The organism is Stenotrophomonas sp. TWI273, assembly GCF_039674765.1.
Taxonomy (GTDB): domain Bacteria; phylum Pseudomonadota; class Gammaproteobacteria; order Xanthomonadales; family Xanthomonadaceae; genus Stenotrophomonas.
Genome location: NZ_JBDJOA010000001.1, coordinates 554,515 through 576,183 on the forward strand (window position 1 = coordinate 554,515; position 21,669 = coordinate 576,183).

Sequence of the window (21,669 nt, forward strand, 5' to 3'; positions counted from 1 at the left end):
CGCGGTTCAGTGCGAAACTGGGACCACGGAGCCGTCAGAGGATACCGTAAAGCGTGCCACGTTGGCTCGCTGGTACGGCGAAAGGTCGACGATAGTGCCGGCCTGCTGAACCTCGACCGCCGATGCATTGCCCAGCACCATGCGGGCCACCTGGCCTGGCGCGAAGCTGCGGGTCTCGCCCGACTTGATCAGGGCCTTTTCGACGGTGGTGCCGTCGGGCCCGGAAATATCCACCCAGCTGTCGCCTTTGAACTGCAGGCTCAGGGCGCCGGCCTGCGATGCCGGCGCAGCGGCCGGACGCGGAACCGGGGTCAGCGATGCCAGATACGGCGCCGCCGGTGCCGAAGGCTTGGCCGCTTCGACCGCCACCGGTGCGGCCGGGTCCGGGGTGTCGCCACCGGCCACCGGTACCGCCGCCGGGATCACATCCAGCGAGGCGGTGTTCGGGGTGGTCGCCGTGCCATCGAAATGGCCGCGGGTGGCGAACCAGACCGGCACGGCCAGAACGGCGGTGATGCCGACATACAGGACACGACGCCCCAGGCTCTCGGCAATGCGCCGGGCCCGCGGGGTATGGGTGTGGCTGACCAGCTGCGGCGGCACGATCGGCCCGATATGCGCCTGCTCGAGGATCTCGCCGATGTCCACCTTGAGCAGGCGGGCATAACTGCGCAGCTGGCCGCGGACGAAGACCGGCGCGCCGAGACGCTGCCACTGTTCTTCTTCGAGGGACTTGAGTACCTGAACCGGCATATGCAGCTGCTGCCCCACCGCCTCCAGGGTCAGTCCGGCCGCTTCCCGGGCCTGGCGAAGACGAGCTCCGCAACCGGCCGCAGTATCAAAAGCGTTCACAGTCTGGTCATCAATCACAATGCTTCAACCCCGGGGATTAGGTGCCGCATCCTGCGGAAATTCGTCATGAATTCGCTGCAGATAGCGACCGGATGCCACGCTGTCGCCAAGCCGCGCCTCGATTTGAGAGGCAAGTTGTAACACGGAACGTGTGGCCGGTGCAGCCGTCAAACGCCGTTGCGAAAAGGCCCGCGCCTCGAAATAGCGCCCTTGGGCGTACTCGTTGCGGGCCATCGACTCCAGCGCATAGGCATTGACGGGATCTATCTCAAGCGCCCGTCGCAGGTCCGGCACGGCCCGTTCGGGCTGGCCTGCGTCCAGCGCACAGCCACCGGCATTGGCCAGGGCGGACGCCGGCGTGGTGTAGCCCGGGGCCTGCAGCGCCCGGTCGAACCAGACCAGCGACTCGGCCGGCCGGCCATGAGCACATAGCCACGCGCCATAATTGTTGAGGACGTCGCCGCGCTCCGGGCCCAGCTCAGCGGCCTTGGCGTACAGCTGGCCGGCCTCGGCCTCGTTGCCGCGCTGGGCGGCGATGGCCGCCAGCAGCATGTAGGCCTCGGGACGCCGCGCATCGATCTTCATGGCCGCCCGCACCCGCTTCTCGGCGGCATCCGGGGCACCTGCGCGCAGCGATTCGCCAGCCAGGACCATCTGGTCCTGGTAGTTCACGCGCTTGCGGATCTCAGGGTTGTCCCGGGCCTCATAGGTCGGCGCGACCTCAAGGGGCCCGGACGGCGGTTTGATGCCTTGCTTGCCACAGCCGACCACTGCCAGCGCGAGGAAAACAACGGCTGGCAATCGGCAATCAGGCAGCCGCATCCCGGCCTTTCCCGTCCTGCAGCGTTTTATTGAACTCGGCCTGGCGGCGCGTGCGATCCATGACCTGGCCCTTGAGCTGGCCGCAGGCGGCATCGATGTCGTCGCCACGGGTGCGTCGCACCATCGTCAGCACCTTCGCATCGAGCAGGATCTTCTGGAAGGCGCGGATGTCGGTTTCGCCGGAGCGCTCATAGCGCGTGCCCGGGAATGGATTGAACGGAATCAGGTTGACCTTGCCCGAGTTCGAGGCCTGTACGGCGTTGTCGAACTGGCGCATCAGCCGCGCCAGCTGGCGGGCGTGCTCTGGCTGGTCATTGATGCCCTTCATCAGGGTGTATTCGAAGGTGACCGATTCGCGGCGCTTGTTGGCGCGCAGGTAACGTGCGCACGAGGCCATCAGCTCGACGATCGGGTACTTCTTGTTGAGCGGGACCAGGGTCTCGCGCAGTGCATCGTTGGGCGCATGCAGCGACACCGCCAGCGACACGTCACTCTCGGTGGAGAGGCGGTCGATCTGCGGCACCAGGCCGGAGGTGGACAGCGTCACGCGCTTGTTGGCCAGGCCATAGCCCAGATCGTCGCGCATCACGCTCATGGCGCGCACGACGTTGTCGAAATTCATCAACGGCTCGCCCATGCCCATCATCACCACATTGGTGAGACGACGCTGCTTGTGCGGGATGTTGCCCAGATGGCGCGCCGCGACCCACACCTGGCCGATGATCTCGGCGGTGGACAGGTTGCGGTTGAAGCCCTGGGTGGCGGTCGAACAGAAGGTGCAGTTCAGCGCGCAGCCGACCTGCGACGATACGCACAGCGTGCCGCGGTTCTTGTCCGGGATGTAGACCGCTTCAATCGCGTTCTTGCCGTCGGTGCCCATGGCCAGCAGCCACTTGTGGGTGCCATCGGCGGAGGGCTTGTCGAACACGATGTTCGGAACCAGCACCTCGGCATGCTGCTTGAGCTTGGCGCGCAACGCCTTGCCGAGGTCGGTCATGTCATCGAAATCGGTGACGTAGTGATGGTGGATCCACTTCATCACCTGGTGGGCACGGTAGCGCGCTTCGCCGAGTGTCTCGGCGAAGAAGCGCTCCAGACCCTCGCGATCGAGGTCGAGCAGGTTCTGCTTGGCCACAGCCGGGCTCGAGACGAGCACGGATGGGATGGCGGTTGGCTGTACGACCTCGTTCACGGCATCACTCTCAGCGCGAGACGACTTCAGTCGCGGCGAAGAAGTAGGCGATTTCGATCGCGGCATTCTCAACCGAGTCCGAGCCGTGGGCGGCATTGGCATCGATGGATTCAGCGAAGTCGGCGCGGATGGTGCCTGCGGCGGCTTCCTTCGGGTTGGTGGCGCCCAGCAGGTCGCGGTGGGCCAGCACGGCGTTCTCGCCTTCCAGCGCCTGGATCATCACCGGGCCGGAGATCATGAACTCGACCAGCGCGTTGAAGAACGGACGCTCGCGGTGCACGGCGTAGAAGCCTTCGGCTTCACGGCGCGACAGCTGCTTGTACTTGGCGGCGACGACTTTCAGGCCGGCCTTTTCAAAGCGGGCGTAGATTTCGCCGATGACGTTCTTGGCGACGGCGTCCGGCTTGATGATGGAAAGGGTGCGCTCCAGCGCCATGGGAATACTCCGTTGGGCGGGCCACTTGATCGGCCCGAGGTTAACATGAAAAAAACCCGCGTCAAAACGCGGGCTTAGCCTGATATACGTGCGCCAATTCTAACGTGTCCTCCCCATCTCCGGTAGTGCTACGCCATGCGTGGCAGGCTTGGACCGCATGGGATCGCTCGCCCCGTTCAGGGAATGAAGGGTTGCCGGCCAGCGGCCGGCACTACCGAGCGGGCGGATGAACGGAGGCCTATTTCTGCTGCGCCGCACAATGCGATGCCGCAGCCGCAGGTCTAATATCAAACAATCGTTTGATTGAACTGCCCTGCCCCATGGCCAAACCTGCCCACTTCTCCACCAAGGACCGCATCCTCGGCGCCGCTGAAGAACTGTTCGCCCTGCACGGGTTCGCGGGCACCTCGCTGCGCCAGGTCACCAGCCAGGCCGATGTGAACATCGCCGCGGTCAACTACCACTTCGGCTCCAAGGAGAACCTCGTCAACGAGGTCTTCCGCCGCCGGATGGACGAGATGACCTCGGCCCGCCTGGCCCAGCTGGAGGCTGCACGCCGTGAGCACCCCGGCGCGCTGCGCCCGGTGCTGGCCGCCTTCGTCGAGCCGGCCCTGGCAATGGCCCAGGACCGCCAGACCGGCGGCGCGTTCGTGCGGGTCATCGCCCGCGCCTACGCCGAAAAGAACGACAACCTGCGCAAGTTCCTGTCCGACCATTACGGCCACGTCCTGCGCGACTTCGGCAAGGCGATCTCCGCCTGCGTGCCGGAGCTGAGCAAGGAAGAGCTGTACTGGCGCCTGGATTTCCTCGCCGGCTCGCTGACTTACGCGATGGCCGACTTCGGCCTGATCAAGCGACCCGCCGGTGTCACCGAAGCGGCGCATCGTGCCCATGCCGCCCAGGAACTGATTCATTTCGCCGAAGCCGGATTCCGCGCCAGCGCGGCCTCGAGCGCTTCGACGACCTCCCTTTCCACCCCGTAGAGCCGGGCGTTGACCGGCTTCCAGACAACCAAAGGCTTATCGACATGTCCAACTCCCTGCTAGTCCGCCGTGCCGCCGTGCTGGGTGCCGGCGTCATGGGTGCCCAGATTGCGGCCCACCTGACCAACGCCGGCGTCGACACCGTGCTGTTCGACCTGCCCGCCAAGGAAGGTCCGGCCGATGGCATCGTGCTCAAGGCGATTGCCAACCTGGGCAAGCTCAGCCCTGCCCCGCTCGCCAGCAAGTCCTACGCCGAGGCGATCACGCCGGCCAACTACGAAACCGGCCTGGAGCAGTTGAAGGACTGCGACCTGATCATCGAGGCCATCGCCGAACGGATGGACTGGAAGCAGGACCTGTACAAGAAGATCGCCCCGTTCGTGGCCGATCACGCCGTGCTGGCCTCCAACACCTCGGGCCTGGGCATCAACAAGCTCGCCGACGTGCTGCCAGAGCAGCTGCGCCACCGCTTCTGCGGTGTGCATTTCTTCAACCCGCCGCGCTACATGCACCTGGCCGAGCTGATCCCGGCGACCACCACCGACGCCGCCGTGCTGGAACGCCTGGAAGCGTTCCTGGTCACCACCCTGGGCAAGGGCGTGGTGTACGCCAAGGACACCCCGAACTTCATCGGCAACCGCATCGGCGTGTTCTCGATCCTGTCCACCATCCACCATACCCAGGAATTCGGACTGGGCTTCGATGAAGTGGACGGCCTGACCGGCCCGCTGGTCGGCCGCCCGAAGTCCGCCACCTACCGCACCTCGGACGTGGTCGGCCTGGACACCATGGCCCACGTGATCAAGACCATGGGCGACACCCTGCCCAACGATCCGTGGCATGAATTCTTCAAGTCGCCGAAGTGGCTGGACGCGCTGATCGCCAAGGGCGCGCTGGGCCAGAAGACCGGTGCCGGCATCTTCCGCAAGGTCGGCAAGGACATCGTGGTGCTGGACCTGGAGAAGCAGGACTACCGCACCGCCGACCGCACCGCCGCACCGGAAGTGGTCGAGATCCTGAAGATCAAGAACCCGGCCGAGAAGTTCGCCAAGCTGCGCGAAAGCCAGCACCCGCAGGCGCAGTTCCTGTGGGCGACCTTCCGCGACCTGTTCCACTACAGCGCCTACCACCTGGCCGACATCGCCGAAACCGCGCGCGACGTCGATCTGGCCATCCGCTGGGGCTACGGCTGGTCGCTCGGCCCGTTCGAAACCTGGCAGGCCGCCGGCTGGAAGCAGGTCGCGCAGTGGATCGCCGATGACATCGTGGCCGGCAAGAGCATGAGCAGCGCACCGCTGCCCGATTGGGTGTTTGATGGCCGCGACGGCGTGCACGCCGCCGAAGGCAGCTACAGCCCGTCGCGCAATGCCAAGCTGCCGCGTTCGGCGCTGCCGGTGTACCAGCGCCAGCGCTTCCCGGATCCACTGCTGGGCGAGACCTTCAGCCCGGGCGAAACCGTGTTCGAGAACGACGGCGTGCGCATGTGGCACGACGGCGACGGCATCGCGGTGGTCAGCTTCAAGACCAAGATGAACACCGTGTCCGACCACGTGCTCAACGGCCTGCAGGAAGCGATCAAGCGCGCCGAGCAGGACTACAAGGGCCTGGTGATCTGGCAGCAGAAGGAACCCTTCTCCGCCGGCGCCGATCTGTCCGGTGCGCTCGGCCTGCTGCAGGCCGGCAAGGTGGACCAGTTCGAAGAGATGGTGCACAACTTCCAGCGCACCAGCCAGGCGATCAAGTATTCGCTGGTGCCGGTGGTGACCGCGGTGCGCGGCCTGGCCTTGGGCGGTGGCTGCGAGTTCCAGATGCACAGCGCCAAGAGCGTGGCCGCGCTGGAAAGCTACATCGGTCTGGTTGAAGCGGGCGTGGGTCTGCTGCCGGCCGGTGGTGGCCTGAAGGAACTGGCCGTGCGCGCCTCGCAGGCCGCCGGTCCAGGCGGTGACGTGTTCGCCGAGCTGAAGAAGACCTTCGAAACCGTCGCGATGGCCAAGGTCTCCAACTCGGCGGTCAACGCCAAGGAACTGGGCCTGATGCGCGCGACCGACAAGGTGGCGTTCAACAGCTTCGAGACGCTGCACATCGCCAAGGCCGAAGTGCTGGCGCTGGCCGAAGGTGGCTACCGTCCGCCGATGCCGGCCCGCCGCATCCAGGTCGCCGGTGACGTCGGCATCGCCACGTTCAAGATGATGCTGGTCAACATGCTGGAAGGCCGCTTCATCAGCCCGTACGACTACGAGATCGCCGTGCGCATCGCCACCGTGCTGTGCGGTGGCGAAGTGGATCGCGGCACGCTGGTGGACGAAGAGTGGCTGCTGACGCTGGAGCGCAAGCACTTCGTCGAACTGGCCCAGCAGGAAAAGACCCAGGCCCGCATCGCGCACATGCTCAAGACCGGCAAGCCGCTGCGCAACTGACCCTTTTAGAGAGATCACTGCAATGACCAAGCAAATCCAGGACGCCTACATCGTCGCCGCCACCCGTACCCCGGTGGGCAAGGCGCCCAAGGGCGTGTTCCGCAATACCCGTCCCGACGACATGCTGGCCCATGTGCTCCGCTCCGTGGTCGCACAGGCGCCGGGCATCGACCTCAACCGCATCGATGACGCGATCATCGGCTGCGCGATGCCGGAAGCCGAGCAGGGCATGAACGTGGCCCGCATCGGCGTGCTGCTGGCCGGCCTGCCGGACACCATCGCCGCGCAGACCGTCAACCGCTTCTGCTCCTCCGGCCTGCAGGCCGTGGCCATGGCCGCCGACCAGATCCGTCTGGGCAATTCGGACCTGATGCTGGCCGGTGGTACCGAGTCGATGTCGATGGTGCCGATGATGGGCAACAAGATCGCCATGGCACCGAGCGTGTTCGACAACGACCACGTCGCCATCGCCTACGGCATGGGCATCACCGCCGAGAAGGTCGCCGAAGAATGGAAGGTCTCGCGTGAGGAGCAGGACGCCTTCGCCCTCGCCTCGCACCAGAAGGCCATCGCCGCGATCCAGAACGGCGAGTTCAAGGACGAGATCAGCCCGTACGACGTGCGCACCCGCCAGCCGGACCTGGCCGACGGCCGCCGCATCATCACCCGCGACAAGATCGTGGATACCGACGAAGGCCCGCGCCTGGATTCCTCCGCTGAAGGCCTGGCCAAGCTGCGCCCGGTGTTCCGCAACGGCCAGTTCGGCGGCACGGTCACCGCCGGCAACTCCTCGCAGATGAGCGATGGCGCCGGTGCGGTGCTGCTGGCCTCCGAGCAGGCGATCAAGGACTACGGCCTGACCCCGCTGGCCCGCTTCGTCAGCTTCTCGGTCGCCGGTGTGCGCCCCGAAGTGATGGGCATCGGCCCGATCGCCGCGATCCCCAAGGCGCTCAAGCAGGCCGGCCTGACCCAGGACCAGCTGGACTGGATCGAGCTCAACGAAGCCTTCGCCGCACAGTCGCTGGCGGTGATCCGCGATTGCGGCCTGGACCCGTCCAAGGTCAACCCGCTGGGCGGCGCGATCGCCCTGGGCCACCCGCTGGGCGCCACCGGCGCGATCCGCACCGCCACCCTGTTGCACGGCCTGCGCCGTCGTCAGCAGAAGTACGGCATGGTGACCATGTGCATCGGCACCGGCATGGGCGCGGCGGGTATCTTCGAATCGCTGTAAGGCATTGATCGGTGCCGGCCCACGGGTCGGCGCCGATGCGGCGGATAACCGGCCCCACCGGTGGCACCAATGCAACGGGTATCACCGGTCCAACCGGTGGCACCAATGCAACGGGTATCACCGGCCCAACCGGTGGCACCAATGCAACGGGTAGGCACCGACCGTTGGTCGGTGCACGGTCGGAAATGAAAAGGGCAGCCTCGCGGCTGCCCTTTTCTGTTCTGCCGGGAGCCGGCCAGCGGCCGGCACTACCACCGCTGCTTGAGGAGCCGGCCAGCGGCCGGCACTACCACCGCTGCTTGAGGAGCCGGCCAGCGGCCGGCACTACCGCCGCTGCATCGCGCGGCGGCAGCTCGTCCTCAGCCTTCAGCCAGCATCTTCTGCAGCACTTCGCGCGCCGGACCGGCCAGCTTCTCGTTGTCGAGCGCAAAGCGGATCGTGGCTTCGACCAGGCCCAGATGGGTGCCGCAGTCGAAGCGACGGCCTTCAAAGCGGAACGCGTCGACACGTTCGGTCTTGAGCAGCTCGGCGATCGCGTCGGTCAGCTGGATCTCGCCACCTGCACCGGTCCCGGTTGCTTCGAGCAGCTCGAAGATCTTCGGGCTGAGCACGTAACGGCCGACCACGGCCAGGTCGCTCGGGGCATCTTCGGGCTTGGGCTTTTCGACGATGGCACTGATCCTGCCCTGGCGGCCGTCGAAGGCTTCGGTGGCCACGATGCCGTAGCTGCCGGTCTTGTCATGCGGTACGTCTTCGACCGCGATGATGCTGGCGCCGGTGGCTTCGTTGGCGTCGGCCATCTGCTTGAGCGCACCGTTGCCGCGGTTCCAGATCAGATCGTCCGGCAGCAGCACGGCGAACGGCTCGTCACCGACAATCGCCTTGGCGCACAGCACCGCATGGCCCAGGCCCAGCGCTTCAGCCTGGGTCACGAACACGGCGCGCACGCCATTGGGCAGCACATGGCGAACCAGTTCGAGCTGCTCCTGCTTGCCGGCGCGCTCGAGTTTCTGCTCCAGCTCGTAGGCCTTGTCGAAATAATCCGCGACCGCATGCTTGTAGCGGTTGGTGATGAAGATCAGCGTGTCACAGCCCGCCTCGATCGCCTCATCCACGGCATATTGGATCAACGGCCGATCAATGATCGGCAGCATTTCCTTCGGAACGGTTTTGGTAGCCGGAAGGAATCGCGTTCCCAACCCTGCGACAGGAAATACCGCCTTGCGAATACGCTTGCTCATCAGAACCTAGTGGCCTCACGCGCCGGAAAGGCGAGCACTTTAGCAGAGCTGACGTGATCGTCCTGTTGCAGCGGAGAAAATTCCGGCATGGTCGCAAACAGAATGCTGTTGATCGCATCAGTATCGTAGCTGGCAATCGCCTCGCGCAGTTTCGGCACATTGGCCAATACCTGTTCGCGCGCGAACGTGCGTACGCCGGCCTCGAGAATCTTCGGGTGCGCGGTCGGACGATAATCTTCGTCGGAATAGAACAGCGTTTCGTGCAGTTTCTCGCCCGGGCGCAGGCCCGTATAGACGATGGCGATGTCCTTGTACGGCTGCTTGCCGGCCAGGCGGATCATCTGCTCGGCCAGCACGCGGATCGGCACCGGCTCGCCCATGTCCAGCGTATAGATCGCCCCATGCGAGGCCGACGCGGCCGCCTGCAGGATCAGCTGACAGGCCTCGGGAATGGTCATGAAGTAGCGGGTGACTTCCGGGTCGGTCACGGTGACCGGGCCACCCTTGAGAATCTGCTCGCGGAACACCGGCACCACGCTGCCGGCCGAGGCCAGCACGTTGCCGAAGCGCACGGTCACGAAACGGGTGTGGCTGGTCTTCTGGTCCAGGCTCTGGCAGATCATCTCCGCGTAGCGCTTGCTGGCACCCAGGGCGTTGACCGGATCGACCGCCTTGTCGGTGGAGATGAAGACGAAATGCTCGATGCGCGCTTCGACGCAGGCACGCGCCACCGTTTCGGTGGAGAGGATGTTGTTGCGCACCGCCTCGCGGAGCTGGCGCTCCAGCACCGGCACCTGCTTGTAGGCGGCGGCATGGAAGACCGAGTCCACCCGTGACAGCGACAGCGCATGGCGGATCACCGCGGGGTCGCCGCAGTCACCCAGCACCGCTTCCACCACCAGATCCGGGAAGCTGCGCTGCAGCTCCGCCTCGATGGTGAGCAGGAGCAGCTCGCTCATCTCCACCAGGACGATGCGCCCTGCCCCGTGGCGTGCACACTGGCGGCACAGCTCCGAACCGATCGAACCGCCCGCGCCGGTGACCAGCACGGTGCGCCCGCCCAGCCAGCCACGGATCAGCGCCCAGTCCGGCAGGATCGGCTTGCGGCCGAGCAGGTCCTCGATCGCCACTTCCTTGAGCTCACCCGGCAAGGAATGACCCAGCAGGATGTCGTTGAGCTTGGGCACCATCCGGAACGGCACGCCGGTGCTTTCGCAGATGGCCACCACCCGCTGCATGCCCACGGCATCCAGCGAGGGAATGGCGATCACCAGCAGCTTGGCGGCGGTCTCGCGGACCACGGCCGGGGCATCTTCCAGGGTGCCCAGGATCGGCAGGCCCTGCAGCTTGGCGCCCTGCAGATGAGGGGCGTCGTCGAGCAGGCCGACCGGCTCGAAATCACCCGAGCGGCGCAGGTCGCGGACGAGGGCCTCGGCCGCCTGGCCGGCACCCAGGATCAGCACACGGCGCGCGGTGACGTCGGACTGCAGCGCCTGATAGTCCTTCCATGCGCGGTACAGCAGGCGCGGCGCGCCCAGCAGCGCGGACAGCGCGAAGGGGTAGATGACCAGCACCGACATCGGCACGCCTTCAAAGCGCTTGTACGCCAAGGCCACCACGATGGCGAGCAGGCCGATGAAGCTGGCTTTGAAAATATTGAGCAGATCGGCGACGCTGGCAAAGCGCCACAGGCCGCGGTACAGGCCCACCCGCCAGAACACCACGGCCTGGATGACCAGCACCAGCGAGGTGTCGATGTTCCACAGCGGCAACGCCGGCGCGTCGACCAGCATCGAGTAGCGTCCGGCGTGCAGCAACTGCCAGCACGCCCAGACCATGAACAGGTCGTGGGCGACGATGGCCGCGCGGGGCATCAAGCCGGTAAGTCGGTCCTGCCAAGGCGTCATAAACAACGTAATCCTTCTAGTTGCGCATTCCCTTGCGCAGGAGCAGCCAAAGGCCGGACGCGAAGATCAACCACGCGATGGCCACGGCAGCCTCCCACCTCGGCTGCAAATTCGTGCATGCATTAAACACTGCCGCACTGAATATTCCAAAAACAAGATACATCCCGGTGACGAAAGTGTGGCTTGCACCACCTTTCACCGCGCGCTGATAGAGATGCTGCGTGTGGGGTTCCATCCAGCGCTGTCCGGACAGGATGCGCGAAAGCAATGTGAAGCCTGCGTCCACAAGAAAGGCCGAAAGCGGCACCAGCAACAGCAGCCAGTGGATATCGGTGCGCACACTGACCAGACAGACCAGCGCCGCGATCGCATAGCCCAGCGCCCCGCTGCCCACGTCACCCATGAAGATGCGCGCCTTCGGGTAGTTGAACGGCAGGAAGCCCAGGCAGGCCAGCCCCAACACCACGCCGGCCAGCCCGTAAGGTGGCGGCAGGACAAGGGCGAACGCGAGACCGGCCAGGATCGCCTGCGTGGTGGCTATCCCGTTGATCCCATCCATGAAGTTCCAGATGTTGATCAACGAAGTGGCAAACAACAGCGCCAGCAGCGCCTGCCAGGGATTGCCACTGGCGTGCCAGACCAACCCAGCCAGCAGCGCGGCCGCGATGACATGGACCAACAGGCGACGCACCGCCGGCAGCGGCCGATGGTCGTCCCACCAACCGATGCCCGCGACCAGCACCAGCCCCAGCGCGAATACCGCCAGGGTGAGCCCGGCCGTGGGCCAGATCACCGCGGCGACCACGCAGGCCAGCAGCAGGGTCAGCACGATCGCGATGCCGCCGCCGCGTGGCGTCGCCACCCCGTGGCTGCGGCGCTCGCCGGGCTCATCCAGTAGATTGCGGCGCAGCGCATAGGCGCGTGCGCCCCAGGTGAGGCCCGCCGATACCGCCAGCACCGCCAGCAGCCCCGCCATCCAGGCGACCATCATGGTTCAGAGCACCGCGTAGTTGAGCAGCGGCTTGACGGTGCCCCATTCCTTGCAGCTCGGGCACTGCCAGTGATGCGTGCGCGCCCCAAAGCCACAGCGGGTGCAGCGGTACGCCGGATTGCGGACCAGCAACTGGTCGGTGATGTGCTTGAGGTCGTGCAGGGTCGCGGTGGAATCCGCGCCCTCGGCCAGGGTCAGGTCGATCAGGGCCGACTCGCCACGCACCGACGGACGATCCTTGAGCTGGCGGCCGAGGTAGGCGCGCGCCGGAGCGACACCCTCCTGCTCTTCCATCAGCTGGGTCAGGGCCAGCACCGGGGCGATGCCGCGATAGTGCTCGGTCATCTCCGAGAGGAACGCGCGCGCGCCACCGAGGTCGCCGACCTTGCGGTAGTTCTGCATCAGCGCCTGCAGCACTTCCGGCAGGTACTCCGGATCGTTGCGGGCGGCCCGCTCGAAGGCACGCACGGCGGCTTCGGCATTGCCCGCATCGTTCTCCAGGCGCCCTTCGATGATGCCGGCCCGCACCGACATCGCATCGGCCTGGTAGGCGCGCGCGATGGCCGCGCGGGCCTCTTCGATCTTGCCAGCGCCACGGTAACGCTCGGCCAGCTCGCATTCGAACTGTCCGATCAGCTTGCCCATCGGCTCGCCGGTGACCTCTTCGAAGCGGCTGGCGTTGTCGATCGCCTTTTCCCAGTCGCGCTCGGCCTGGTAGATGCCGATCAGGTGCTTGAGCGCCTGCGGTGCGCGCTGGTCGATCTGGGCGAGCTCGGTGAACACGGTTTCGGCGCGATCAAGCAGGCCGGACTTCATGTAGTCCTCGCCCAGCGCCAGCAGTGCCTGGACACGCTGCTGATCACTCAGGTCCGCGCGGTTGACCAGGCCCTGGTGCAGGCGGATCGCACGATCAACCTCACCGCGGCGGCGGAACAGATGGCCCAGCGCGACCTGGGTCTCGAAGGTTTCCTTGTCCAGTTCGGCGATGTGCAGGAACAGCTCGATCGCCTTGTCCGGCTGCTCGTTGAGCAGATAGTTCAGGCCGCGGAAGTACGTGCTGGACAGATGGCTGACCTGGTTGTCGCCATGGCGTTGACCGCCGCGACGCCCGATCACCCAGCCCGACAACGCGGCCAGGGGCAGGAACAGGAAGAACCAGAACCACTCGGAGACAAATTCCATCGGCGCTCAGCGTCCGTCGAATGTAGAAGAAGAAGGGGGTGCCACGACCACGGCAGGCGCGGCCTTCTGCGCACGGCGCAGTTTGGCGTACAACGGGATCACCACACTGGCGAGCACGAGGCCGCCGCCGATGATTGCACCGGACAACAGGGCGATGATGATCGCCACGCCGGTGGTGGAATTGATCTGGGTAAAGCCCAGGCTGATGATGATCGGCTGCGAGTTGAGGGCGCCGATGATGAGACCCACGACCAGAACCGCCAGCAGGATCAGCAGACGTACGATGTTCATGCAGCAGCTCCAGTTCCGGGAGATTCAAGAGTAGCGGAATATAGAGCAGCGGGACAAAGAGGCCCGGAACGAAAAAAGCAGCGGACCAACGGTCGGCTCTACGCAGGATCGCTTTCCAGCGGCACCACGGCGCTGACGCGCTCGCGCAGTTCCTTGCCCGGCTTGAAGTGCGGGACATGCTTGCCCGGCAACGCGACCGATTCCCCGGTCTTGGGATTGCGCCCCAGCCGTGCGGGCCGGTAGTGCAACGAAAAACTGCCGAACCCGCGGATCTCGATGCGATCCCCGCCGGCCAGCGCCCCACCCATCATTTCCAGCAACGACTTCACGGCCAGATCGACATCGTCCGACTTCAAATGCGCCTGTCGGCGCGCCAGGATTTCGATCAGCTCGGATTTGGTCATTACGGGCTCTTGGGGAGGAACTCAGACCCTGAAACGGCCCGGACTGATGTCCGGGCCGCCCAGGAAACTACGACAGCGACAGACCGATTACTCGGACTTGTTGCCGTTCAGCTGTGCACGCAGCAGCGCGCCGAGCTGGGTGGTGCCGCTGGAAGCCGAAGAGGACTGGTATTCCTCCAGCACTTCGCGCATTTCCGCGTCGTCCTTGGCCTTGATCGACAGCTGCAGGGTACGACCCTTGCGATCCATGCCCACGAACTTGGCTTCCACCTTGTCGCCGACCTTCAGGAACTGGGTCGCGTCGTCCACGCGCTCGTTCGCAACGTCGCGAGCGGCCACGTAGCCTTCGATGCCGTCAGCCAGTTCGATGGTAGCGCCCTTGGCGTCCACTTCCTTGACCACGCCTTCGACCTTGGAACCCTTCGGGTTGGCCGCCATGTACTGACCGAACGGATCCTGCTCCAGCTGCTTGACGCCCAGGCTGATGCGCTCGCGCTCCGGATCGACGGCCAGGACCACTGCGTCCAGGTTGTCGCCCTTCTTGTAGTTGCGGACCACGTCTTCGCCGGTGGTGTTCCAGCTGATGTCGGACAGGTGCACCAGGCCATCGATACCGCCGTCCAGGCCGATGAAGATGCCGAAGTCGGTGATCGACTTGATCTGGCCCGACACCTTGTCGCCCTTCTTGTGGATGGCAGCGAAGGTTTCCCACGGATTGGCGGCAACCTGCTTCATGCCCAGCGAGATGCGGCGACGCTCCTCGTCGACGTCCAGGACCATGACTTCAACTTCGTCACCGACCTGCACAACCTTGGACGGGTTGACGTTCTTGTTGGTCCAATCCATTTCGGAGACGTGCACCAGACCTTCGACGCCCGGCTCGATCTCGACGAATGCGCCGTAATCGGTGACGTTGGAGACCTTGCCGAAGACGCGGCTGTTGGCCGGGTAACGACGGGCGATGTTGTCCCACGGATCTTCACCCAGCTGCTTCAGACCCAGCGAAACGCGGTTGCGCTCGCGGTCGAACTTCAGCACGCGCACGTCCAGCTCGTCGCCGACGTTCACGACTTCGGACGGATGGCGCACGCGCTTCCAGGCCATGTCGGTGATGTGCAGCAGGCCGTCGATACCGCCCAGGTCCACGAATGCGCCGTAATCGGTCAGGTTCTTGACGACACCCTTCAGGATCGCGCCTTCCTGCAGCTTGTCCATCAGCTGCTCGCGCTCTTCCGAATGCTCGCTTTCGACGACTGCACGACGGGACACAACGACGTTGTTACGCTTGCGGTCCAGCTTGATGAGCTTGAATTCCAGCTCCTTGCCTTCCAGGTAGGCCGGGTCGCGCACGGGGCGCACATCCACCAGCGAACCGGGCAGGAACGCGCGGACATCCTTGATGTCCACGGTGAAACCACCCTTGACCTTGCCGCTGATGCGGCCGGTGATGGTTTCGTTCTTTTCCAACGCTTCTTCCAGCTCGTCCCACACCATCGCGCGCTTGGCTTTCTCACGCGACAGAACGGTTTCACCGAAGCCGTTCTCGATGGAATCGAGGGCGACCTTGACGACGTCGCCTTCAGCAACGTCGATCTCGCCAGCGTCGTTACGGAACTGTTCGATCGGCACGATGCCTTCGGACTTCAGGCCGGCGTTGATCACCACGACATCGCCGCGGACTTCAACAACGACACCGCTGACGATCGAGCCCGGCTTCAGCTTGGCCAGATTGGCCTGACTGGCTTCGAACAGCTCTGCAAATGATTCGGTCATTAGATTTACTCTGTTGGACACATGGGCATTGGCCCCCGAAGGGAACCGCTTACTGCCCGCCTGTTGGTCGACCCCGGTAAGGCAGGTCGTGTGTTAAGTAGGAAAACCGCCACGCATCATTGCGGGACGGAGCTTTTGTTGCCTTGCGATGGTGCGACACCGTCGATGGATTGACGGCCCTCCTTTACAACGGATCAGGCACCCGAAACCGGAAGCAGATCCAATACCTTGGCAACGACAGCGTCGATGCCAATACCACTGGTGTCGATGACGACGGCATCGTCTGCCGGCTTCAGGGGCGCCACTGTGCGCTGTGCATCACGGGCGTCGCGGGCCATGATCTCGCGCAGGAGGTCGTCAAAGTTAACCGAAACACCCTTGTCTTTCAACTGCTTATGCCGCCGCTCGGCCCGTTCCTCGGCGCTGGCGGTCAAAAACACCTTGAATGGAGCGTCCGGGAAGATGACCGTACCCATGTCCCGTCCGTCGGCGACAAGCCCCGGCTCCATCCTGAATGCGCGCTGGCGCTCTTTCAGCGCCGCCCGGACCTCCGGGATGGCGGCAATGGCCGAGGCCAGCGCGCCGGTGGTCTCCAGGCGCAGCTCGTCGGTGGCATCGGTCTCGTTGACCAGCACCCGCAGCCCGCCATCGGCCGATTCCACGAAGCGCACGTGGGTGTCGAAGGTGCAGCGCACCAGCGCCGAGGCGTCGGAGGTATCGATATCAGCCCAGCTGGCGGCCACGCCCACCGCCCGGTACAGGGCGCCCGAATCCAGGTAATGCCAGCCCAGGCGGCGTGCGACAATGCGGCTGACAGTGCCTTTGCCGGCCCCGGAAGGACCGTCGATGGTGAGCACGGATGGAAGCTGATTCATGGGTTTCCCGGTAGATGTGACCGCCCATTCTAGCCCCTGCCCGGGGCGCCCTGAGACTTTTTTGGCCCAACCACTTGAAAGGATGGGAAAAAGGCCGGTAGAATGGCGGGCTTGAACGGGCGTCACCTGCCGATTGTCATCTGCATATCGCGGCCGCGCTCCAACCGAATCCAACGTTTACGCCGAGGTATGCAATGAAAGTCCTGTCTTCCCTGAAGTCGGCCAAGACCCGTCACCGCGACTGCAAGGTCGTCCGTCGTCGCGGCAAGATCTTCGTGATCTGCAAGTCGAACCCGCGCTTCAAGGCTCGCCAGCGCTGAGCCGGCTGGCCTCACGGCCGCCATCGGTCCCTCACCGGACCGGGTGATGAACAAAAAGCCGCCTCCGGGCGGCTTTTTGCTGCCATTTTTGGTGTAATCGCCAGGTAGCTCACGACCGTTGGTCATGAGACCTGCAGTCGTGAGACCTTCCGCATTCTTGACCACTGGGGAGTAGATCGAGATGAAGCGTTACCTGACCACCTTGCCGTTGCTGGCCGTACTGGCCGTTTCCAGCGCCCACGCCGACACGCTGCTGATCGACCGCAGCCGTGAAAAGCCCGCCGTCGCCCTGCCCGTCCGCGGCCAGAGCATGCAGCAGGTCCAGGCCCAGTTCGGCGACCCGGGCGAACGCCTGGAACCCCGCGGCGGGCAGAAGCGCCAGTGGCCCACGATCAACCGCTGGGTCTACCCGCAGTTCACCGTGTACTTCGAAAAGCAGAAGGTGATCGACGTGGTCGCCAACCGCGCCGACGCCAACGAGATCGGGCCGAAACCGCCGATCCGCTGACCCCTTTCCCTTTGCCCGCCAGCCGGCGGGCCATCGCACTGAGATCATGAACGACACGCTCCGCTTTCCGGCCGAATGGGAATCCCAGTCCGCCATCCTGATCGCCTGGCCCCACGCCGACACCGACTGGGCCGACCGCCTGGGTGACGTCGAGGACACCTACATCGCGCTCGTCGCGGCCATCACCCGCTTCCAGCCGGTGGTGATCATCGTTGCCGACGACGACCTGGAGGCGTACGCCGATGCGCGCCTGCGTTCGAACCGGATCGACACGGACCGCGTGCGCTTCGTGACTGCCCAGTACGACGATACCTGGCTGCGCGACTCCGGTCCGATCACGCTCACGCGTGCCGATGGCGGCTTCCGCCTGCTGGATTTCCGCTTCACCGGCTGGGGCGGCAAGTTCGACGCCAGCCTGGATGACCAGCTGGTCGGCGTCCTGCACGCGGCGGGCCTGTTCAACAACGCGGAGCTGCAGAGCATTCCGTTCGCGCTGGAGGGCGGCGGCATCGAGACCGACGGCGCCGGCACCCTGCTGACCACTTGGCAGTGCCTGCACGAGCGTCATCCGGACCGCAGCCGCGACTCGCTCAGCGCCGACCTGGCCACCTGGCTGGCCCAGGACCGCGTGCTGTGGCTGGACCATGGCTATCTGGAAGGCGACGATACCGACGCCCACATCGATACCCTGGCCCGCTTCGCCTCGACCGACAGCATCGTCTACCAGGCCTGCGACGACGCCGGCGATTCGCACTACGCCGAACTGCAGGCGATGGGTGCCGAGCTGGCGGCGCTGCGTACCACCGACGGCCAGCCGTACCGCCTGTTCCCGCTGCCATGGGCGCAGCCGGTGATCGACGAAGGCCGCCGCCTGGCGGCTTCGTATGCGAACTACCTGATCCTCAACGGCGCGGTGCTGATGCCGGCCTACGGCGATGCGGCCGACGAAGCGGCGCGTGCGGTGTTGGCCCAGGCCTATCCGGACCGCGAGATCGTGCCGGTGCCGTGCCGTTCGCTGATCTGGCAGAACGGCAGCCTGCACTGCATCACGATGCAGCTGCCGGCGGGATTGCTGGCCTGATCGACCAGTGAGTACCTCGGCCTGGCGTGTCGGAGCGGGTCGGCAGCCGATGGAAGAGCGACAGCCCACGACCGAGGGTTGTGGCCTGTCCGCCGCTGTTCCGGTCATCCTGCGGAGCCGGCCAGCGGCCGGCACTACCGGTGCGGGTGTTGCCCATTTAGCAGCCAGCACGCTGCGTGCACCCATCCGCGATAAACTGCGTTTTTCCCCTTGCAGGACCGTCTCCGGATGAGCTCACGCCACACCCTTTCCGTCGCCCTGATCCAGGAGCGCAACCACGGCGATGCCGAGGCCAATCTGGCCGTCATCGAAGCGCGCGTGGCTGAAGCGGCCGCGCAGGGTGCCAAGCTGATCCTGCTGCAGGAACTGCACAACGGCGCGTACTTCTGCCAGCACGAATCAGTGGATGAATTCGATCTGGCCGAGCCGATCCCGGGCCCGAGCACGGAGCGCCTGGGCGCGCTGGCCAGGAAGCATGGCGTGGTGATCGTCGGGTCGCTGTTCGAGCGTCGCGCTGCCGGGCTGTACCACAACACCGCGGTGGTCTTCGAGAAAGACGGCACCCTGCTCGGCAAGTACCGCAAGATGCACATCCCGGATGATCCGGGCTTCTACGAGAAGTTCTACTTTACCCCGGGCGATCTGGGCTTCACCCCGATCGATACCTCGGTGGGTCGCCTCGGCGTGCTCGTGTGCTGGGACCAGTGGTATCCGGAAGCGGCGCGCCTGATGGCGCTGGCCGGTGCCGAGCTGCTGCTCTATCCCACCGCGATCGGCTGGGACCCGGACGACCAGCGCGACGAACAGGGCCGCCAGCGTGATGCGTGGGTGCTGAGCCACCGCGGCCATGCCGTGGCCAACGGCGTGCCGGTGCTGAGCTGCAACCGCGTCGGCCATGAAGCCTCGCCGATGGGTGCTTCGGGCATCCAGTTCTGGGGCAACAGCCACGTGCTGGGCCCGCAGGGTGAATTCATCGCCGAAGCCGGTGGCGAGCCGACCGTGCTGGTCTGCGATGTGGACCTGCAGCGCAGCGAACACGTCCGCCGCATCTGGCCGTTCCTGCGTGATCGCCGCATCGATGCATACGGCGATCTGCTCAAGCGCTACATCGACTGACCGACCAGGACACCCCACCGTGACCGTGCACCTGCGCGATGCCACCGATGCCGATATCGCGGCCATCACCGCGATCTATGCGGTGGAAGTAACCGACTTCGTCAACACCTACGAGTACGAGATCCCGGAGGCGGCGGAAATGCACCGCCGCATGCAGGACATCGTCGGCCGCGGCTTTCCGTACCTCGTGGCCGAGGTCGATGGCCAGGTGGCCGGCTATGCCTACGCCAATACCTACCGCGGCCGGATCGCCTATCAGTGGACCGTGGAGAACTCGGTCTATGTGGACGCGGCGTTCCAGGGCCGCGGTGTCGGCACCGCGCTGATGCAGGGCCTGATCGATGCCTGCGTCGCGCGCGGTTACCGGCAGATGGTGGCCGTCATCGGCGAGCCCACCAACACCGCCTCCATCAAACTGCACGAGCGTTTCGGTTTCCATACCGTCGGCGTTTTCCGCGGCCTCGGCCGCAAGCATGGCCGCTGGCTGGATACCGTCCAGATGCAGCGCGCGCTCGGCGATGGTGCCGACAGCGCCCCTTCGAATGAATGATGCAATGACCGATACCCTGATTGACGCCGGCGACACGTTGTTCGCCGGCCAGCCCGTCCGCATCGTCGAACGCGATGGCGTGCGCTACACCCTGCTGGGCACCGCGCACGTCTCGCAGGCCAGCGTGGAAGCGGTGGAGCGTGCGATCGAGAGTGGCCGCTTCGATGCGGTCGCGGTCGAACTGGACGCCCAGCGCCTGCAGGCACTGACCGATCCGGATGCGCTGGCCAAGCTGGACCTGGTCGAGGTAATCCGCAAGGGCCGCGTCGCCCTGTTCGCCGCCAACCTGGCCTTGGCCGCCTACCAGCGCCGCCTGGCCGAACAGCTCGAGATCGAGCCGGGTGCCGAGCTCAAGCGCGCGGTCACCCTGGCCAACGAACGCAACCTGCCCGTGCATCTGATCGACCGCGAGGTCGGCCTGACGTTCCGGCGTGCCTCGCAGCGCCTGGGCTTCTTCGGCAAGATCAAGCTGGTGATGGGCCTGGGCGCTGGCCTGTTCGCGTCCGAGGAAGTCGGCGAAGACGAGATCGAGAAGCTCAAGCAGGGCGACATGCTCGAAGCCAGCTTCGGCGAGTTCGCCAGCGAGAGCCCGGCCCTGTACGAAACCATCATCGGCGAGCGCGACCGCTACATGGCCACGCGCCTGCGCGAAGTGCACGATCCGGCCCAGCGCGAAGTGCTGGCGGTGGTCGGTGCCGGTCATCTGGCCGGTCTGGCCAGGTACCTGGAAACCGACACCGACGCGCCGGGCCCGCTGCGCGAGTTGCTGGAAGACGTGCCGAAGAAGCGCAACATCCCGTGGATCACGCTGGCGATCCTGGCCATCGTGCTGACCGGTATCGGCGTGGGCTTCTATCGCGGTGGCCTGGGCGTCGGCAGTGAGCTGCTGGCGGTCTGGGCGATGTACACCGGCGGTCTGGCCGGCCTGGGCTGCCTGTTGGCCGGCAGCCACCCGCTGAGCATCCTGACCGCGATCGTGGTGGCCCCGTTCAAGCCGTTCCGGCTGAGCATCCCGACCGGTGCGTTCTCGGCCCTGGTGGAAGCGCGCCTGCGCAAGCCGGCCTACGAGGATTTCCTGAAGCTGCGCGACGATGCGCAGAGCGTCAAGGGCTGGTACCGCAACCGGGTGACCCGCGTGGTGCTGACCTTCATGCTGACCAACCTGGGCAGCATGCTCGGGTTGTGGCTGACCGGGTTCCAGGTGTGGGGCAAGGTCGCGGGGTGATTCCCGCGCCGGCTGTAATCGAAAGGCCACGCAATGCGTGGCCTTTTTTGTGCACGCATGTGGGAACCGCGGGTAGTGCCGGCCGCTGGCCGGCACCTGTCATCGGTGGGCATCTCGTGGGCCGGTCATCGGTGGGTATCTCGTGAGCCGGCCAGCGGCCGGCACTACCCGCACGCACTCAGCTCCGTACCAGGGTGATTCCCGCGCCACCGTTTCCATCTGTAGATCCACGCCATGCGTGGATGCGGTCCGCGAAAAAAGGAGGCCCGCCC

General features: G+C 65.4%; 21 protein-coding genes. 9 read left to right on the forward strand and 12 right to left on the reverse strand.

What is annotated here, in order from left to right; all coding sequences use genetic code 11:
* Positions 1-6 precede the first annotated feature (6 nt).
* From ABE571_RS02300 to ndk, 4 genes are read right to left on the reverse strand one after another with little or no spacing between them, the layout of a single operon-like run.
* Positions 7-870: a RodZ domain-containing protein gene (locus ABE571_RS02300; protein ID WP_313218068.1), complete on the reverse strand. Its 864-nt coding sequence runs from the start codon at positions 868-870 to the stop codon at positions 7-9.
* Positions 871-876: 6 nt separating this feature from the next.
* Positions 877-1,674 (reverse strand): type IV pilus biogenesis/stability protein PilW, encoded by a 798-nt coding sequence (gene pilW, locus ABE571_RS02305; RefSeq protein WP_313212319.1) that lies wholly within the window; start codon positions 1,672-1,674, stop codon positions 877-879.
* Complete coding sequence (rlmN, locus tag ABE571_RS02310) at positions 1,661-2,866, reverse strand: 23S rRNA (adenine(2503)-C(2))-methyltransferase RlmN (RefSeq protein WP_346465208.1); 1,206 nt, start codon at positions 2,864-2,866, stop codon at positions 1,661-1,663. Before rlmN ends, pilW begins: the two co-directional genes overlap by 14 nt.
* A 10-nt stretch (positions 2,867-2,876) precedes the next feature.
* Complete coding sequence (gene ndk / locus ABE571_RS02315) at positions 2,877-3,302, reverse strand: nucleoside-diphosphate kinase (RefSeq protein WP_008265389.1); 426 nt, start codon at positions 3,300-3,302, stop codon at positions 2,877-2,879.
* A 320-nt stretch (positions 3,303-3,622) separates the two neighbouring features.
* Between ndk and ABE571_RS02320 the strand changes: the two genes are divergently transcribed.
* From ABE571_RS02320 to ABE571_RS02330, 3 genes are read left to right on the forward strand one after another with little or no spacing between them, the layout of a single operon-like run.
* Complete coding sequence (locus ABE571_RS02320) at positions 3,623-4,285, forward strand: TetR family transcriptional regulator (protein ID WP_313212322.1); 663 nt, start codon at positions 3,623-3,625, stop codon at positions 4,283-4,285.
* Positions 4,286-4,329: 44 nt separating this feature from the next.
* Positions 4,330-6,702, forward strand: a complete 2,373-nt coding sequence (locus ABE571_RS02325; protein WP_346493107.1) for a 3-hydroxyacyl-CoA dehydrogenase/enoyl-CoA hydratase family protein — start codon at positions 4,330-4,332, stop codon at positions 6,700-6,702.
* Positions 6,703-6,724: 22 nt separating this feature from the next.
* On the forward strand, positions 6,725-7,933 hold the full coding sequence (locus tag ABE571_RS02330; protein ID WP_121042146.1) for an acetyl-CoA C-acyltransferase: 1,209 nt from the start codon (positions 6,725-6,727) through the stop codon (positions 7,931-7,933).
* A gap of 359 nt (positions 7,934-8,292) precedes the next feature.
* Here the strand turns inward: ABE571_RS02330 and galU are convergent, their stop codons facing one another.
* The 8 genes from galU to cmk all read right to left on the reverse strand — a co-directional run bounded on the left by galU (position 8,293) and on the right by cmk (position 16,597).
* On the reverse strand, positions 8,293-9,174 hold the full coding sequence (gene galU, locus ABE571_RS02335) for a UTP--glucose-1-phosphate uridylyltransferase GalU (protein ID WP_346465213.1): 882 nt from the start codon (positions 9,172-9,174) through the stop codon (positions 8,293-8,295).
* Entirely contained in the window at positions 9,174-11,081 is a 1,908-nt protein-coding gene (locus ABE571_RS02340) for a nucleoside-diphosphate sugar epimerase/dehydratase (protein ID WP_313212328.1), read from the reverse strand. The genes galU and ABE571_RS02340 overlap by 1 nt, the downstream gene beginning before the upstream one ends.
* A gap of 16 nt (positions 11,082-11,097) precedes the next feature.
* Entirely contained in the window at positions 11,098-12,072 is a 975-nt protein-coding gene (locus ABE571_RS02345) for a glycosyltransferase family 4 protein (RefSeq protein ID WP_313212330.1), read from the reverse strand.
* Between the two features lie 3 nt (positions 12,073-12,075).
* Positions 12,076-13,254, reverse strand: coding sequence for a lipopolysaccharide assembly protein LapB (gene lapB, locus ABE571_RS02350; RefSeq protein WP_121042140.1), 1,179 nt, complete (start codon positions 13,252-13,254; stop codon positions 12,076-12,078).
* 6 nt (positions 13,255-13,260) lie between these two features.
* Positions 13,261-13,545: a LapA family protein gene (locus ABE571_RS02355; protein WP_313212332.1), complete on the reverse strand. Its 285-nt coding sequence runs from the start codon at positions 13,543-13,545 to the stop codon at positions 13,261-13,263.
* 98 nt (positions 13,546-13,643) lie between these two features.
* Positions 13,644-13,949: an integration host factor subunit beta gene (locus ABE571_RS02360; RefSeq protein WP_019183098.1), complete on the reverse strand. Its 306-nt coding sequence runs from the start codon at positions 13,947-13,949 to the stop codon at positions 13,644-13,646.
* An 87-nt stretch (positions 13,950-14,036) separates the two neighbouring features.
* On the reverse strand, positions 14,037-15,722 hold the full coding sequence (gene rpsA / locus ABE571_RS02365) for a 30S ribosomal protein S1 (protein WP_121042136.1): 1,686 nt from the start codon (positions 15,720-15,722) through the stop codon (positions 14,037-14,039).
* Between the two features lie 194 nt (positions 15,723-15,916).
* Positions 15,917-16,597 carry a (d)CMP kinase gene (gene cmk, locus ABE571_RS02370; protein WP_046273768.1) on the reverse strand — a complete coding sequence of 227 codons (681 nt, stop codon included), beginning with the start codon at positions 16,595-16,597 and terminating at the stop codon, positions 15,917-15,919.
* Between the two features lie 194 nt (positions 16,598-16,791).
* Between cmk and ykgO the strand changes: the two genes are divergently transcribed.
* The 6 genes from ykgO (at position 16,792) to ABE571_RS02400 (ending at position 21,397) form a co-directional block, all read left to right on the forward strand.
* Positions 16,792-16,917 (forward strand): type B 50S ribosomal protein L36, encoded by a 126-nt coding sequence (ykgO, locus tag ABE571_RS02375; protein ID WP_057628212.1) that lies wholly within the window; start codon positions 16,792-16,794, stop codon positions 16,915-16,917.
* Positions 16,918-17,098: 181 nt separating this feature from the next.
* On the forward strand, positions 17,099-17,425 hold the full coding sequence (locus ABE571_RS02380; protein ID WP_123729053.1) for a hypothetical protein: 327 nt from the start codon (positions 17,099-17,101) through the stop codon (positions 17,423-17,425).
* 46 nt (positions 17,426-17,471) lie between these two features.
* A complete protein-coding gene (locus tag ABE571_RS02385) occupies positions 17,472-18,506 on the forward strand; it encodes an agmatine deiminase family protein (protein WP_313212338.1) in 1,035 nt (344 codons plus the stop codon).
* 228 nt (positions 18,507-18,734) lie between these two features.
* Complete coding sequence (locus ABE571_RS02390) at positions 18,735-19,622, forward strand: carbon-nitrogen hydrolase (RefSeq protein ID WP_152151648.1); 888 nt, start codon at positions 18,735-18,737, stop codon at positions 19,620-19,622.
* A 19-nt stretch (positions 19,623-19,641) separates the two neighbouring features.
* On the forward strand, positions 19,642-20,172 hold the full coding sequence (locus tag ABE571_RS02395; protein ID WP_313212341.1) for an N-acetyltransferase family protein: 531 nt from the start codon (positions 19,642-19,644) through the stop codon (positions 20,170-20,172).
* A gap of 4 nt (positions 20,173-20,176) precedes the next feature.
* On the forward strand, positions 20,177-21,397 hold the full coding sequence (locus ABE571_RS02400; protein WP_346493108.1) for a TraB/GumN family protein: 1,221 nt from the start codon (positions 20,177-20,179) through the stop codon (positions 21,395-21,397).
* The last annotated feature ends 272 nt before the right edge of the window (positions 21,398-21,669 follow it).

Coding starts and splice junctions, on each gene's coding strand:
- pilW (WP_313212319.1), bottom strand. CDS start 1,674: ATGCGGCTGCCTGATTGCCGATTGCCAGCCGTTGTTTTCCTCGCGCTG.
- ndk (WP_008265389.1), bottom strand. CDS start 3,302: ATGGCGCTGGAGCGCACCCTTTCCATCATCAAGCCGGACGCCGTCGCC.
- ABE571_RS02320 (WP_313212322.1), top strand. CDS start 3,623: ATGGCCAAACCTGCCCACTTCTCCACCAAGGACCGCATCCTCGGCGCC.
- ABE571_RS02325 (WP_346493107.1), top strand. CDS start 4,330: ATGTCCAACTCCCTGCTAGTCCGCCGTGCCGCCGTGCTGGGTGCCGGC.
- ABE571_RS02330 (WP_121042146.1), top strand. CDS start 6,725: ATGACCAAGCAAATCCAGGACGCCTACATCGTCGCCGCCACCCGTACC.
- galU (WP_346465213.1), bottom strand. CDS start 9,174: ATGAGCAAGCGTATTCGCAAGGCGGTATTTCCTGTCGCAGGGTTGGGA.
- ABE571_RS02340 (WP_313212328.1), bottom strand. CDS start 11,081: ATGACGCCTTGGCAGGACCGACTTACCGGCTTGATGCCCCGCGCGGCC.
- ABE571_RS02345 (WP_313212330.1), bottom strand. CDS start 12,072: ATGATGGTCGCCTGGATGGCGGGGCTGCTGGCGGTGCTGGCGGTATCG.
- lapB (WP_121042140.1), bottom strand. CDS start 13,254: ATGGAATTTGTCTCCGAGTGGTTCTGGTTCTTCCTGTTCCTGCCCCTG.
- ABE571_RS02355 (WP_313212332.1), bottom strand. CDS start 13,545: ATGAACATCGTACGTCTGCTGATCCTGCTGGCGGTTCTGGTCGTGGGT.
- ABE571_RS02360 (WP_019183098.1), bottom strand. CDS start 13,949: ATGACCAAATCCGAGCTGATCGAAATCCTGGCGCGCCGACAGGCGCAT.
- rpsA (WP_121042136.1), bottom strand. CDS start 15,722: ATGACCGAATCATTTGCAGAGCTGTTCGAAGCCAGTCAGGCCAATCTG.
- cmk (WP_046273768.1), bottom strand. CDS start 16,597: ATGAATCAGCTTCCATCCGTGCTCACCATCGACGGTCCTTCCGGGGCC.
- ykgO (WP_057628212.1), top strand. CDS start 16,792: ATGAAAGTCCTGTCTTCCCTGAAGTCGGCCAAGACCCGTCACCGCGAC.
- ABE571_RS02380 (WP_123729053.1), top strand. CDS start 17,099: ATGAAGCGTTACCTGACCACCTTGCCGTTGCTGGCCGTACTGGCCGTT.
- ABE571_RS02385 (WP_313212338.1), top strand. CDS start 17,472: ATGAACGACACGCTCCGCTTTCCGGCCGAATGGGAATCCCAGTCCGCC.
- ABE571_RS02390 (WP_152151648.1), top strand. CDS start 18,735: ATGAGCTCACGCCACACCCTTTCCGTCGCCCTGATCCAGGAGCGCAAC.
- ABE571_RS02400 (WP_346493108.1), top strand. CDS start 20,177: ATGACCGATACCCTGATTGACGCCGGCGACACGTTGTTCGCCGGCCAG.